The sequence below is a fragment of the Octadecabacter antarcticus 307 genome (genome assembly GCF_000155675.2).
Lineage (GTDB): Bacteria > Pseudomonadota > Alphaproteobacteria > Rhodobacterales > Rhodobacteraceae > Octadecabacter > Octadecabacter antarcticus.
This window is the reverse complement of sequence record NC_020911.1, coordinates 1,599,546-1,613,223: the sequence shown is the minus strand read 5'-3', so window position 1 is coordinate 1,613,223 and position 13,678 is coordinate 1,599,546. Positions and strand designations below refer to the sequence as shown.

Here is a 13,678-nt window from a genome sequence, read left to right as displayed (position 1 = left end):
ATGGGACAAACGTCGTCAAACTCATAAGGTACTCTGAAAATCATCAAGGCCCGTATTATGTTCCTTTCCGTCTTCGATATGTTTAAAGTGGGTATTGGCCCGTCATCATCGCACACCATTGGCCCCATGGTCGCGGCCGCGCGGTTCCTAGATCACCTGCGCGCGCAGCCGTTTAAGGTCGCGGGCCTTAAGGCGTCGCTGCATGGATCACTGGCGTTCACCGGTGTTGGACATTCGACCGATCGCGCCACGATCCTTGGCCTCGCTGGGTTTCGCGCGGATGATTATGACCGCGACAAAGCTGACGCGGAAATGGCGCGGATCACCACTGACGGCTGGGTCGAACCGGTTGGCCTTGGCCAACTCACGTTCCATCACAAAGAGGATCTTGAATTTGACTACGGTCCTGCGCTGTCGGGCCACGCCAACGGCATGATCCTGAAAGGTTGTGATGCGCAGGGCGACGCGGTCACGCAGGTGACCTATTATTCCATCGGTGGCGGCTTTGTTTTGACCGCTGATGAACTGGCATCTGGGGCTGACACAGACGACGGCGCACCAGTGCCGTTCCCGTTTAAAAGTGCGGCAGAAATGCTCGATATGGCCGCAGAAAGCGGGCTGAGCATCGCCGACATGAAGCGCGAAAATGAACTTAGCCGGATCAGTCGCGCCGACCTCAAAACAGGGCTGGACCGGCTGTGGCAAGTGATGAACGACTGTATTGAACGCGGGCTGGTGACGGACGGTATTTTACCCGGTGGATTGTTCGTCAAACGCCGCGCCAAAGGCATCCATGATGCGCTGTTGGCCGAAGCCGGCATGAACCAAACAGCCCCCCACACGATCAACGACTGGATGTCGACCTATGCCATGGCCGTGAACGAAGAAAACGCCGCCGGCGGGCAGGTCGTCACGGCCCCCACCAATGGCGCAGCAGGCGTCGTCCCTGCCACGATCCGTTATTATATCGACCATGTGCCCAACGCGTCAGCCAGCAAGATCGCCGACTTTTTGCTGACGGCGGCGGCAATCGGCGGCTTGGTGAAATTCAATGCCTCGATCAGTGGCGCGGAAGCGGGCTGTCAGGCCGAAGTCGGCAGTGCTGCTGCGATGGCGGCGGCAGGCCTGTGCGCAGTGCTGGGCGGCACATCCGAACAGATTGAAAACGCCGCTGAAATCGCGCTGGAACATCACCTCGGCATGACCTGCGATCCCGTGCGCGGACTGGTGCAGGTGCCGTGCATCGAACGCAATGGGTTGGGTGCAATAAAGGCGGTGTCTGCCGCGTCTCTGGCCCTGCGCGGTGATGGAACGCATCTCGTGCCGCTCGACGCAGCGATTGAAACCATGCGCCAGACGGGGGCTGATATGTCCCATAAATATAAAGAAACGGCGCTGGGTGGCTTGGCGGTGAACGTGCCGAATTGCTGAACGTCAAAGGGGCTATTTCACAAGCTTATCAGACCCAAGCACATGTAATTACAGGGCCTTATGGTATATTAGGTTAGATTTTTGCGGCGCATTATAACCGCAGCTTTCATAAAATCGCTTTGCTTTTTCAGTGCTTTCGAGAAAACATGCAGTGTTACCGTTTCTACGGCAAATGACTTCCAAGACGGCAACAATCGCCTTACTGATCCCGGAAAATCGACCGTCAGGGCTGAACTAATTTAATAAGATTTCTCCTATATCATCGACCATTCCCACACCAAGAATTTGCGCAGCCCGTTCAGCCACAATCACAGTCGCATCTTCACGCGCGATCCACGCGTTCCATGCGGCTTCTGTTTTGCTCGCATTCCAGTCTGCAACGACTTGTTTATCATCGTGGTGATCAGCTTTGCACAACTCTGCAATTGATCTACGCAGCATGACGATACCGGCGGGTCCATCAGTTTCGCACCCTTTTCGTATTAAAAAACTCACCCGAACCCCATCATGTTAAAATTGGCCTTGTTGAAACTGGAAATCCAATCACGACCTGCCCAATTCTTGTTTCTTTCCGCCATCAGAACCAATTCTGTTTGCCATTTCTATGGTTAACATAGGATGTATTGGCTAATCATGAAACTCATGACACATCCCCTCCCCACCCCCTTCACTGGTGCCGCTGCGTGGCTTGGTCGCGACATGACTGCGCGTCAAACCGACTGGCTGATCCACCTAACACCCGCCCAAATCAGCGGACTTGAAACCGCCGCCGCGCACTACCTGTCGCAGGGCCGCGATGTGGGGGAGATCGCGGCGGACACATTCCCGCTGCCAAACTTTGCCGCCCACCTCAAAACCCTGTCAGAAACGCTGCTTCATGGACGCGGGTTTGAGGTTTTGCGCGGCCTTCCTGTCAGCAGTTACACCCAAGAAACCGCCGCCACGATCTTTTGCGGCATCGGCGCACATCTTGGCCGTGCGCGGTCGCAAAACGCCGCCGGACATATTCTTGGCCATGTGCGCAACATCGGCGTTGATGCAAACGATCCGACCACGCGTATCTACCAGACCGCCGACCGCCAGACGTTCCACACCGATAGCGCAGACGTCGTTGGTCTATTGTGTCTGCGTGAGGCGCAGGTTGGTGGTATGTCCCTTCTGGTCAGTGCGCAAACCATCGCCAACCGTATGGCCGCCCAGCGCCCTGACCTGCTAGCGCTATTGTTTGACCCGATTGCGACCGACCGTCGTGGTGAAATTCCCGACGGCGCGGACCCGTTCATGCGGATACCCGTACTGAACTGGCACGATGGCAATTTGACGGTGTTTTATCAGCGCCAATATATTGAAAGCGCCCAACGGTTCGCGGGTGCGCCGCGATTGACGGATCAGCATATCGAAGCGCTTGATCTGTTTGACAGCCTTGCCAACGATCCAGACTTGCACCTGTCCATGCAGCTGCAACCCGGCGATATGCTGTTCGTTTATAACCACAGTCAATTGCACGACCGCACGGGATTCACCGACTGGCCTAAATCTAACTGGCCCGACCCCAACAAACGCCGTCATCTGTTGCGCCTGTGGCTGTCGATGCCAAACGATCGCGCGCTGCCGGACGTGTTTGGTGAACGCTACGGCTCGATTGAGATCGGCAATCGTGGTGGGATCATCACAGCACAAACATCCCTAAACGCGCCGCTGGATTAAACGCCCATGATTAATCCACAGGTGTCGGTTTTGGACCTGACGCGGGACCGCCCTATCGCTATGCGCTGATCATGACCACTCAGACCACCTCCTCCGATACAACGCCAGATCGCATCATGCTGGGCGTTGCCCTGATGATGGGCTTTTGCCTGACCGCACCGTTGTTGGACGTTGCAGCCAAGCTTGCGTCGGACGTCATCCCTGTCGGGCAGATCACAGCGGCGCGTTTTTTGGTGCAGGTCGGGTTAATGTTGCCGTTCTGTTTGGCCATGGGATTGTCGTTCAGATTTAACGGTCGGCTGGGATTGCTGACCGTGCGGGCGATCCTTCTGGTGCTGTCGACGTTCTTTTTCATCTCCGCCATTCGGGTCATGCCGTTGGCCGATGCGCTGGCGATTGTGTTTATCGAACCGTTCATCGTCATGCTGGTCGGTAAATATGCCTTTGGCGAAGACGTCGGCCCGCGCCGCATTGCAGCAGCAGGTGTTGGGTTTTCGGGGGTCGTTCTGGTGATCCAGCCGTCATTTGTCACTTTTGGGGCCGTTGCGCTGTACCCGCTTGGCACGGCGGTGTGTTTTGCGGGCTATGTGTTGGTGACGCGCGGTTTGCGCGGGCGGCTGCATCCGGTGATGATGCAGTTTCACACTGGCCTGATTGCGTCGCTGATGTGCCTACCTGTCGTTTGGATCGCAAATGGAACCGGTGTTGCCATACTTGATCCGGTCTGGCCGCAAGGCATCTATTGGCTCTGGCTGCTCGGTGTCGGGTTCTTTGCCACGATCAGCCATATGATGATGACCTACGGTTTGACCCTCGCGCCCTCGTCGACACTGGCACCAATGCAATACCTTGAAATTCCTGTGGCGACGGTGCTGGGCTTACTGGTGTTTGCGGAGTTTCCAAACACACTGGCGCTGGCGGGGATTGTGCTGATCATGGGCGCGGGGCTTTATATGATTCACCGCGAACGGGTCACGTCGCGAATAACGACGCTGCCTCATGCCCCCATCTAGACCTTCGCTGCGCCCGCGCATATCTTGGCCCGATGATCGACCGTCCCTTCCTTGGTATCCTGCTCATGCTCGGCTTTTGCGTGTTGGCACCGCTTGGAGACGCGATGGCCAAGGTGCTGGGCGACGATTTGTCAGTCGGATTTCTGGTACTGGTGCGTTTCGCAGTCCAGGCTGGCTTGCTGCTCCCGTTGGTCTGGCTCCTGAAATATCCGATGCCAAAGGGTGCGCGTCTCATCCGGCTGACGGCCATTCGCACTGTGCTGCATATCGCGGGCATTACGTTGATGTTTTCATCACTCCAATATCTCGAACTGGCCGACGCGATCGCAATCGCGTTCGTCATGCCGTTTATTATGCTGCTGCTTGGCAAGGTCTACCTGAACGAAGACGTCGGCCCGCACCGGCTTGCGGCCTGTGCTGTCGGGTTTGTTGGTACGTTACTGGTGGTTCAGCCAAATTTCGTACAAGTCGGTCCGCCCGCACTCCTGCCCCTTGGAGTCGCGGTGGTGTTTGCGCTGTTCATGCTGGTCACACGGGCTATTGCCAAAGACGTCGACCCCATCGGATTGCAGGCCCTGTCCGGTGTCATGGCCGTGCCTGTCGTTGGGCTGGTGATGATCGCATTGCCAAACACACAACTTTTGGCGATCAGGCCGATCCCTGACAGCGCTTGGCTACTCCTCGTTATTCTTGGGTGCATGGGGACAGTCGCTCATCTGCTGATGACGTGGTCGCTGCGGTTCGCACCGTCTGCCACCCTCGCACCGATGCAATACCTCGAAATTCCGATTGGCACCGTGATCGGATATTTAATCTTTCGCGACCTGCCCAATGGATTGGCCGCCGTGGGCATTTGCATCACGATTACCGCAGGGCTTTATGTTATTGCGCGCGAGCGGGCCATATCGCGTCGTCCTGCAACACTGCCGGCACAGTAATATCCAGCGCTGCACGGGGCAGGATCAACAGCATCTTTGGCGCATCAGGGCGCAGCGTTACCGTGCCATCCACTTTGTTCAACGTCGCGATTCGATTGTCCGGCGCAAATCGCAATCCAGTGGTCGACCAGCGCAATCCGGCACTTTCGCACCCCACGTCTGCCATAGGATAAAGCGACACAGCGCTGCCTTTTGGCAAATTAAGCGTGATCTGTGGCGGGCATAGCAAGGTGATTGTCTCATCGCCGATCAAAATGCAGCGCCGATCAGGGTGGCGCACCAACACTGTCATCGATCCCAATTCGTGATCAAGCCGCGCACCACTAAAACCAGCACCCAGTATCAAAGGACACGCAATGCTGCGCAACGACTTGTCAAAATCGGTACTGTCTTGTTCTTTGATCGGGTGCAAAACATCGCTGTAGGCATCCCGCGCCGTATCCGATATGGAATCCATGTCGCCGATCACCGCAACAGGGCTCAATCCGGCCCACAGCGCGTGATTGGCTCCACCATCGGCGCAGACCACCGTTTCGCCCCATTTTAACGCGACAGTAAGAATATCTGCTGCAGGGTCTGCCCCACCGATCAATGTGATTGGTGTCGCACTTGAAACAATCGTCTGGTTCACGTCTTATTACCCCTAGTTTTGGATACGTTCCTTGAAAAGGTCACAAAATGATACCTATTTCAACACGGTTCTGTTCCGGATTGCGAACCAATTGATGGTAAATAGACTGTCACTGGATGAGTAGAAAGCGAACACATAATGGTTGGACCAAGCAAAATTCTTACCGTCTCCTACGGCACTTTCTCGTGCACACTTGAAGGATTCGATGATTCTTTCAGTACGATGAAAGCAATTGCGGAATATTTTCGAGGTTTGGCCTTAGACGATCGATATTTCGGGGCGGAACCCCCGACCCCTGACGCCGAAATGTTGGCCCAGATCGCTGGGCGTGAGATTTCGCGCGGCGTCGAAGCCCACACCGACGGTAGCAGCATCGTATTGCGCGCAGCCGCCCTCAGCGATCAATCAAACGATGCAGGCGACGCGTCTGACACAGGGCACGACGCCGACACCCGCGCAAAAGTTGACGTTGCACGTAAAGCCGCAAAAGCTGCCCACAAGGCTGAAAAGGCCAAAGTTAAAGCCGCCGCAAAAGCCGCCCGCAAAGCTGAAAAGGCTGCCAAAGCCGACGCAGATACGGATGCAAACGCCAAAGCTGATGCGGATACTCACGATGACCTCGTCGTTAACTCTGAGGCAAAAGCTAACGCTGGTGCTAAGGAATCAAACAACACAAAATCAGACAATACCGCGCACGACACCCCCGAGAGCACGACCGAAACAGCCCCTGAAGCGCCCCCCGTTGCAGCCGTCCCTTTGCCTGTCCATCCAGACACCGACAGTCTCGCCGCAAAACTGCAGCGCATCCGCGCTGTCGTCGGCAACACAAACGACGCCAAAAACGCCACCACAGATGATTTATCAGAGCAATTCTTGCCACAGACCGAAACACCGGACCTGGCGGACGTCGACCAAAATGACGAGTACGAGATTGAGGTAACGACCGATCCAATTGCTAATTTCGACGCCCCCCAAGCCAAGGTAGATGATGCGGAGTCCAGTGCCGAAACTGGCACAGCTGCATCGCAGGAGATTGGTAAGCAGGACGAGACAGCTTCATCAGACACGACTGACGAGCAGGACAAAGACGGCTCAGACATGCTCGCCCGCGTCATGGCACACCAGTCCGACCTAGATGAGACGGCCGCTGAACCGCAAACCGAGGCTGCTGAAACCGCCCCCGATGTGGCTGCGGAAGAAACCCCAGCACAACCTCAGGATCAATCGAAAGCCCGTGTGATCCGCATCAAGCGCGCCGATTTCGACGCCGCCGTTCAAAGAGGAGAAATGGGTGCGCCAGCCAAGGCATCGTCTCCCGATGCGGGCCCCGATCTGGGCCTACTGGATGGCGCTGAAGACCTCGACGATTATCTTGAAGACAGCGATTTCACCGACACCGATATGCCAAATATCGACGATGCCGATTTCGCAGACGATCTGGCCGCAATCAAGGCGGATTTCGAAAGCAATCTAGCAGTTGAAACGCCCTCGGCCCGTTTGGTTGACGATGAAACTAGCAATTCGGACGGTGATGCAGCCAGTTCTACAAACGAGACCGCTGATCCTGACGACCGCGTAAATGACGCCGCAAACGACGAAGATACAGACGTCAATGTTGTCGATGCGATAGACGGCGAAACGGCAGATACTGAGTCCGCCGCAATAATTGCCCAAGGCGGCTTATCCGACGAGGACGTGCCTGAAAATGCCTTCCACGCCAAAGAACCGCAGGTTGACGACGCAGCACTTGATCGCCTGATGTCTGAATCTGACGCGCAGATGCAAGAACCCGAAGGCAGCCGTCGCCGTGACGCAATTTCGCAACTCAAAGCCGCCGTTGCCGCCAAAGAAGCCGCCCGTCAAGTGGGTGAACCCGAGGACGATAACCAAGACATCGAAAACGCGTTCCGCAATGATCTGTATGTGGCCGTTCGTCCAGAAAGTTCAGACACCGGCGCCGCCCCGCGTCCTGTTGTGCGCTCAAATACCCGCACAGAGCGACCGCGTCTGGCACCGCTCAAACTGGTAGCTGCCCAGCGCATCGACTTAGAGGATGCTGATAAACAAAGCGGTCCTACGGCTCCAGTGGTGCCACGCCGTGTCGCCACCCTCAGGAACGACGTCAAAGCGCAGGCCACAGGATCATTTGCTGAATTCGCTGACAACATGGGCGCAACCGAACTGCCTGACCTTCTCGAAGCAGCAGCCGCCTACACCGCCTTCGTTGAAGGTGCGGATGAATTCTCCCGCCCACAAATCTTGCGCCGTGTGCGGTCAGTGGCGATCGGCGAATTCAACCGCGAAGATGGGTTGCGCAGCTTTGCCGACCTGTTGCGCGCTGGCCGCTTTACCAAAGTGCGCAATGGGCGGTTCCAAGTGGCACACGACAGCCGCTACAACCCCGAACGCCGCGCCAGCTAAACGCAGCAACGTGACACTCAAAAACGATACTCCAAACCGGTGCGAAGGTTTCGATTTCGCGCCGTTTTTACGATGTTAAACACCTTCTTTGGTTCTAAAATACCAGCGCCGCAGGCTTTCTTGGTCAAAACAAATGTGCCCTCATCGCGCGGGGCTCACTGCGCCAAACGCACCAAGAATACACGCGCCGCGCAGCGGCTCCGTTAGATCCTTTACGCGTCCGGATCAGGCTGTCCAACACCCATAAAAATAAATTTTAATGGCACCGCCCACAGCACTCCAAGGCCAACATATATGGCCAATTCGAGCCAGATCGGCGCGCGTGCCACTGGGTCGGGGTAAAGCCAGTTCATCGTGCTCACGGCGATCACCACATAGATCGGCAGTCCCACCAATAAGATAACCAAAGACCAGCGTTTTCGGGCTTTGAGGGAAAGGGCCATTTGACTTCCTTTGATCAGCGAGTTGGCTTTAATCGGCAACAAGCGGGCTCTAATCGGCGAACGGGTCCGTCACGAGGATCGTGTCTTCGCGTTCCGGTGACGTAGATAATAGCGCGACGGGGCAGTCGATCAATTCTTCTACGCGGCGCACATATTTGATCGCCTCGGCAGGCAAATCCGCCCAGGATCGCGCGCCTTCGGTGCTGTCGGACCAGCCTTTCATTTCCTCGTAGATCGGCGTGCAACGGGCCTGTTGATCGGCAGCCGTCGGCAGATAATCCAAACGTTCGCCGTCCAGATCGTAGGCGACACAAATCTTCAACGTCTCGAACCCGTCCAGAACATCCAACTTCGTCAGCGCGATACCTGACACGCCCGATGTCGCACAAGTCTGGCGCAACAGGCAGGCATCAAACCACCCGCAGCGGCGTTTTCGCCCTGTCGTGGTGCCAAATTCATGGCCACGTTCGCCCAACATCTGGCCGTCTGCATCCTCGAGCTCTGTTGGAAACGGACCTTCACCGACCCGCGTGGTGTAGGCTTTGACGATGCCCAGCACGAAATCAATCGCAGTCGGTCCAACGCCAACACCCGTTGCCGCCTGCCCCGCGATCACATTTGACGATGTCACAAACGGATAAGTTCCGAAATCAATGTCCAGCAGCGCACCCTGCGCCCCTTCAAACAAAATCCGTTTACCTGCTTTGCGCTTTTCGTTCAGCACTTTCCAGACGGGGGCGGCGAACGGCAAAATTTCGGCCGAAATCGCCTGCAAATCAGCAATCAGCTGATCGCGATCCACGGCTTTGATGCCCAGACCTTTGCGCAGCGGATCGTGGTGTTGCAACGCACGGTCCACGCGCGCCTCAAGCGTGGCGGGATCAGCCAGATCAGCCACGCGAATGGCGCGACGACCGACTTTGTCTTCATAACAAGGACCAATACCGCGCCCGGTGGTGCCAATCTTGGTGCCCTTGCTTGCGACTTCTTCGCGGGCACGGTCAAGTTCGCCGTGCATTGGCAGGATTAGCGGCGTGTTTTCGGCGATCATCAGCGTTTCGGGGCTAATCTCAACGCCCTGTGCGCGCACAGTCGCGATCTCTTTCATCAGGTGCCAAGGGTCGAGCACGACCCCGTTGCCGATGACCGACAACTTGCCACCACGCACAACGCCGGATGGCAGCGCGTGTAATTTGTAAACCTTACCGTCGATCACCAACGTGTGGCCAGCGTTATGCCCACCTTGGAATCGCGCAATCACGTCGGCGCGTTCTGACAGCCAATCGACAATCTTGCCTTTGCCTTCGTCGCCCCACTGTGCGCCGACAACCACTACATTCGCCATATCTTCGATCCCAATCGGTAAAATCCGTGCCCGTCATAGGACATCACACCTAGCGGGGAAAGCGGGCATTTGGTGTGGTGCACTGGACAGCGCGCCGCCGCGCCGCCATCTTCTCCCCAAATCTTGATTTCGAGGGACATTATGGCTGGTTTTCTACTGCGCTGGATCTTTGCATTTATCTTGCTGGCGGCGACCTACAACCCGACGGACTGGACCTATTCGCGTTGGGTCATGACATCGGGCGCTGACAATCTATCGATTGCGGTGCTGGTTGGACTGTTGCTGATCGTTGGCTACATCATTTACGTGCGCGCTACCCTGCGCTCAATTGGTGTTGTGGGGATGATGCTGGTGGCTGCGGTGACAGGGGCCATGCTTTGGGTCGCCTATGATCTGGGCTGGATGAGCTTTGAAAACCCGACCGCCAACACATGGGTTGCCTTGGTGGTTTTGTCCTTTGTGCTTGGCATCGGGCTAAGCTGGTCGCACGTGCGTCGTCGCCTTTCAGGGCAAGCCGACATGGATGATGTGGACGACTGACACATTAGCGTGGTTTGAGGGGTTGCGGGATGCCCCTTTCGCTTCTAAGTACCACTCGTTCTTCCGCCAAAGGTCTATGTCACATGGAAAATGTTGTTCTTGTCGTTCACCTACTGCTCGCGCTGACTTTGATCGGTGTGGTTTTGCTGCAGCGTTCTGAAGGTGGCGGGCTTGGAATTGGCGGCGGCGGTGGCGGTGGCGCGATGTCCAGCCGCTCTGCTGCAACGGCCCTTGGCAAAGTGACTTGGGTTCTGGCGGTCGCATTTATCTGTACTTCATTGGCGCTGACGATCCTGTCCGCACAAAAGGCCAGCGATGCATCCGTGGTCGGCGGCGATGCTCTGCTGCCAAGCTCTGAACAATCGTCAGATGCGCCAAGTGGGGCCGGAAGCCTGTTGCCCCCAGTAGTGACACCCTCCAGCGACGAACCACTGGTTCCTGACGCCGACTAGCTAGGACAGGTTGTGGGGCCACTACACTTTGCGGTGTAAGTGACGGTATCAACTCTATATTGCGATTCATTTGATCCATTTTGGTGGACTTGGTTGCCAATTACCCCCGAATCCGCTTAACATTCAATCCCGTGATACATGCGTTTTGGCCTGCTGCTATCGGGGTGTTATCCACACAATTTAGAACGTCTTTCATTTGGAAGGCCAGTTTCACAGGGGACTCCTGATCTATGGCGCGTTACGTATTTATCACAGGCGGTGTGGTGTCTTCGCTGGGCAAGGGACTCGCGTCCGCGGCGCTGGGTGCGTTGTTACAAGCGCGCGGATTTTCCGTGCGCTTGCGCAAGTTAGACCCCTACCTGAACGTTGATCCCGGCACGATGTCACCCTTTGAACATGGCGAAGTGTTTGTCACCGATGACGGTGCCGAAACCGATTTGGACCTTGGCCATTACGAACGCTTCACGGGCGTGCCAGCGCGAAATACGGATTCCATTTCTTCAGGACGGGTTTATTCCAACGTGCTGGAAAAAGAACGCCGCGGCGATTACTTGGGCAAAACCATTCAGGTGGTCCCCCATGTCACCAACGAAATCAAAGACTTCCTACATATCGGCGAAGACGAAGTTGATTTCATGCTGTGCGAAATCGGTGGTACTGTGGGCGACATCGAAGGTCTGCCGTTTTTTGAGGCGATCCGCCAATTCAGCCATGACAAACCGCGCGGGCAATGCATTTTCATGCACCTGACGTTGCTGCCCTACCTTGCAGCGTCCGGTGAATTGAAGACCAAACCGACGCAACACTCGGTGAAAGAATTGCAATCCATCGGCATCGCGCCAGACATTCTGGTTTGCCGATCCGAACACCCGATTCCCGAGAAAGAACGCGAAAAGATTGCGCTGTTTTGTAACGTGCGCAAAGACTCTGTCGTCGCGGCCTATGATCTGAAATCGATCTATGAAGCACCGCTCGCCTATCACAAACAGGGTCTGGATCAGGCTGTGCTGGATGCGTTCAATATCTCACCCGCACCCAAGCCCGATTTGCAGATTTGGAACGACGTTTACGACCGCATTCACACCACCGACGGCGAAGTGAACATCGCGATTGTCGGCAAATACACCCAGTTGGAAGACGCCTATAAATCGTTCAAAGAGGCCCTGACACATGGCGGCATGGCCAACCGCGTTAAAGTCAACGTATCATGGGTCGACGCCGAAGTGTTCGACAGCCAAGACGCCGCCCCCTACCTTGAAGGGTTCCACGCGGTCCTTGTGCCCGGTGGATTTGGCGAACGCGGCACCGAAGGTAAAATCAAAGCAGCCGAGTTCGCCCGAACCCGCAAAATTCCGTATTTTGGCATCTGTCTGGGCATGCAAATGGCGGTCATCGAAGCCGCGCGCAACGTCGTGGGAATGGCTGACGCAGGATCGGAAGAATTCGACTACGAAGCTGGCAAAAAGCGGTTTGAACCTGTCGTCTATCACCTGAAAGAATGGGTGCAGGGCAATGCCAAGATTAAACGCAAGACCGATGACAACAAAGGCGGAACCATGCGCCTTGGGTCTTATGACGCGACGCTGACCGCCGGGTCGAAGGTCGCAGAAATCTATGGCAGCCTGACGATCGAAGAACGCCACCGTCACCGCTATGAGGTCGACACGAAATACCGCGCCCAACTCGAAGAGGCGGGCCTGTGTTTTTCGGGAATGTCACCGGACGGCAAACTGCCAGAGATCGTTGAATGGACAGGTCATCCGTGGTTCATCGGTGTGCAATTCCACCCCGAATTGAAATCCAAGCCCTTTGCGCCGCATCCCCTGTTTGCAGATTTTGTCCGCGCGGCTGTGGAATCTTCCCGATTGGTTTAAGGTCAACTGAGCCAGCCAATCATTCTGGGGCGCTGCCCCGTCCTCCGGACTCCCCGGGATATTTTTGAGACAAAGACAAGGGTAAGAGGAGCGTGTGATGCTGTCATATCAACATCTTTATCATGCAGGCAATTTGGCGGATGTGCACAAACATGCCGCATTGTCTTGGGTGTTGGACTACATGACCCGCAAGGACAAACCGCTGAGCTATATTGAAACCCACGGTGGACGGGGACTGTATGATTTGGGCGCTGATGAGGCTGTCAAAACAGGTGAGGCCGCGGCGGGTATTACGGTGGCAGAACCTTGGTTTGCCACCGAGCACCCCTACGCGTCCACGCTGGCGGCATGTCGGGCTGAGAACGGTGCGACATCCTATCCGGGCAGCCCTTGGATCGCATCGCATCTTTTGCGCGGCGATGACGTTTTGCATATCGCAGAGCTCCATCCGCAAGAATTCGAGGGGCTTTATGATGCAGTCCCAGGTGCGCATGTCCATGCCATCGACGGGTTCGAATTGGCCTACTCCATGTGCCCGCCAACACCTCGTCGTGGCCTAATGTTGATTGATCCGTCCTATGAGGTGAAGGATGATTACGTCGCCATTCCGAACCACCTCGCCAAGATCGCCAAGATCTGGCCAGTTGGCGTGTTAATGCTTTGGTATCCAATCCTTACAGATGCTCGCCACCGCACGATGAGATCAGCGATATTGCGCAGCCTACCGAATACCTTGAACCACGAAGTCTATTTCGAACCGGCCCGCACCGGCCACCGGATGGTGGGGTCGGGATTGGTCGTGGTGAACGCCCCTTGGGGGCTTGATGGTGAACTCGCAAACCTTGGAAAACAATTCGCGCAGCTTTGAGGCTTGCAGGAATAT

General features: G+C 56.0%; 13 protein-coding genes. 9 read left to right on the top strand and 4 right to left on the bottom strand.

Translation table 11 applies throughout. From position 1 onward, the window contains the following. Window positions 1–57 precede the first annotated feature (57 nt). Window positions 58–1,431: an L-serine ammonia-lyase gene (locus tag OAN307_RS08290; RefSeq protein WP_015499332.1), complete on the top strand. Its 1,374-nt coding sequence runs from the start codon at window positions 58–60 to the stop codon at window positions 1,429–1,431. A gap of 234 nt (window positions 1,432–1,665) precedes the next feature. On the opposite strand, the gene OAN307_RS08285 is transcribed toward OAN307_RS08290, so the two are convergent. Next, window positions 1,666–1,872 carry a hypothetical protein gene (locus OAN307_RS08285; protein ID WP_144055535.1) on the bottom strand — a complete coding sequence of 69 codons (207 nt, stop codon included), beginning with the start codon at window positions 1,870–1,872 and terminating at the stop codon, window positions 1,666–1,668. 201 nt (window positions 1,873–2,073) lie between these two features. Here OAN307_RS08285 and OAN307_RS08280 point away from each other — a divergent pair, with 201 nt between their 5' ends. The 3 genes from OAN307_RS08280 (at window position 2,074) to OAN307_RS08270 (ending at window position 5,089) form a co-directional block, all read left to right on the top strand. Continuing rightward, complete coding sequence (locus OAN307_RS08280; RefSeq protein WP_044044567.1) at window positions 2,074–3,138, top strand: TauD/TfdA family dioxygenase; 1,065 nt, start codon at window positions 2,074–2,076, stop codon at window positions 3,136–3,138. A 71-nt stretch (window positions 3,139–3,209) separates the two neighbouring features. Beyond that, entirely contained in the window at window positions 3,210–4,151 is a 942-nt protein-coding gene (locus OAN307_RS08275) for a DMT family transporter (RefSeq protein ID WP_015499330.1), read from the top strand. 32 nt (window positions 4,152–4,183) lie between these two features. Beyond that, window positions 4,184–5,089 (top strand): DMT family transporter, encoded by a 906-nt coding sequence (locus tag OAN307_RS08270; protein ID WP_044043432.1) that lies wholly within the window; start codon window positions 4,184–4,186, stop codon window positions 5,087–5,089. Here OAN307_RS08270 and OAN307_RS08265 read toward each other — a convergent pair. Next, complete coding sequence (locus OAN307_RS08265) at window positions 5,034–5,720, bottom strand: thiamine diphosphokinase (protein ID WP_015499328.1); 687 nt, start codon at window positions 5,718–5,720, stop codon at window positions 5,034–5,036. The two genes, OAN307_RS08270 and OAN307_RS08265, sit on opposite strands and share 56 nt — an antisense overlap. A gap of 138 nt (window positions 5,721–5,858) precedes the next feature. On the opposite strand from OAN307_RS08265, the gene OAN307_RS08260 reads away from it, so the two are divergent. Then, on the top strand, window positions 5,859–8,141 hold the full coding sequence (locus OAN307_RS08260; RefSeq protein ID WP_015499327.1) for a hypothetical protein: 2,283 nt from the start codon (window positions 5,859–5,861) through the stop codon (window positions 8,139–8,141). A 212-nt stretch (window positions 8,142–8,353) separates the two neighbouring features. Here the strand turns inward: OAN307_RS08260 and OAN307_RS08255 are convergent, their stop codons facing one another. Both OAN307_RS08255 and OAN307_RS08250 read right to left on the bottom strand, forming a co-directional pair. Further along, window positions 8,354–8,584 (bottom strand): DUF2842 domain-containing protein, encoded by a 231-nt coding sequence (locus OAN307_RS08255; protein ID WP_015499326.1) that lies wholly within the window; start codon window positions 8,582–8,584, stop codon window positions 8,354–8,356. Window positions 8,585–8,633: 49 nt separating this feature from the next. Further along, complete coding sequence (locus tag OAN307_RS08250; protein WP_015499325.1) at window positions 8,634–9,929, bottom strand: adenylosuccinate synthase; 1,296 nt, start codon at window positions 9,927–9,929, stop codon at window positions 8,634–8,636. A 141-nt stretch (window positions 9,930–10,070) separates the two neighbouring features. Here OAN307_RS08250 and OAN307_RS08245 point away from each other — a divergent pair, with 141 nt between their 5' ends. The 4 genes from OAN307_RS08245 to OAN307_RS08230 all read left to right on the top strand — a co-directional run bounded on the left by OAN307_RS08245 (window position 10,071) and on the right by OAN307_RS08230 (window position 13,663). Further along, on the top strand, window positions 10,071–10,469 hold the full coding sequence (locus tag OAN307_RS08245) for a DUF6524 family protein (RefSeq protein WP_015499324.1): 399 nt from the start codon (window positions 10,071–10,073) through the stop codon (window positions 10,467–10,469). A gap of 83 nt (window positions 10,470–10,552) precedes the next feature. Next, complete coding sequence (gene secG / locus OAN307_RS08240; RefSeq protein WP_044043431.1) at window positions 10,553–10,921, top strand: preprotein translocase subunit SecG; 369 nt, start codon at window positions 10,553–10,555, stop codon at window positions 10,919–10,921. A gap of 230 nt (window positions 10,922–11,151) precedes the next feature. Continuing rightward, window positions 11,152–12,795, top strand: a complete 1,644-nt coding sequence (locus OAN307_RS08235; protein ID WP_044043430.1) for a CTP synthase — start codon at window positions 11,152–11,154, stop codon at window positions 12,793–12,795. Window positions 12,796–12,892: 97 nt separating this feature from the next. Further along, entirely contained in the window at window positions 12,893–13,663 is a 771-nt protein-coding gene (locus OAN307_RS08230) for a 23S rRNA (adenine(2030)-N(6))-methyltransferase RlmJ (RefSeq protein ID WP_015499321.1), read from the top strand. The last annotated feature ends 15 nt before the right edge of the window (window positions 13,664–13,678 follow it).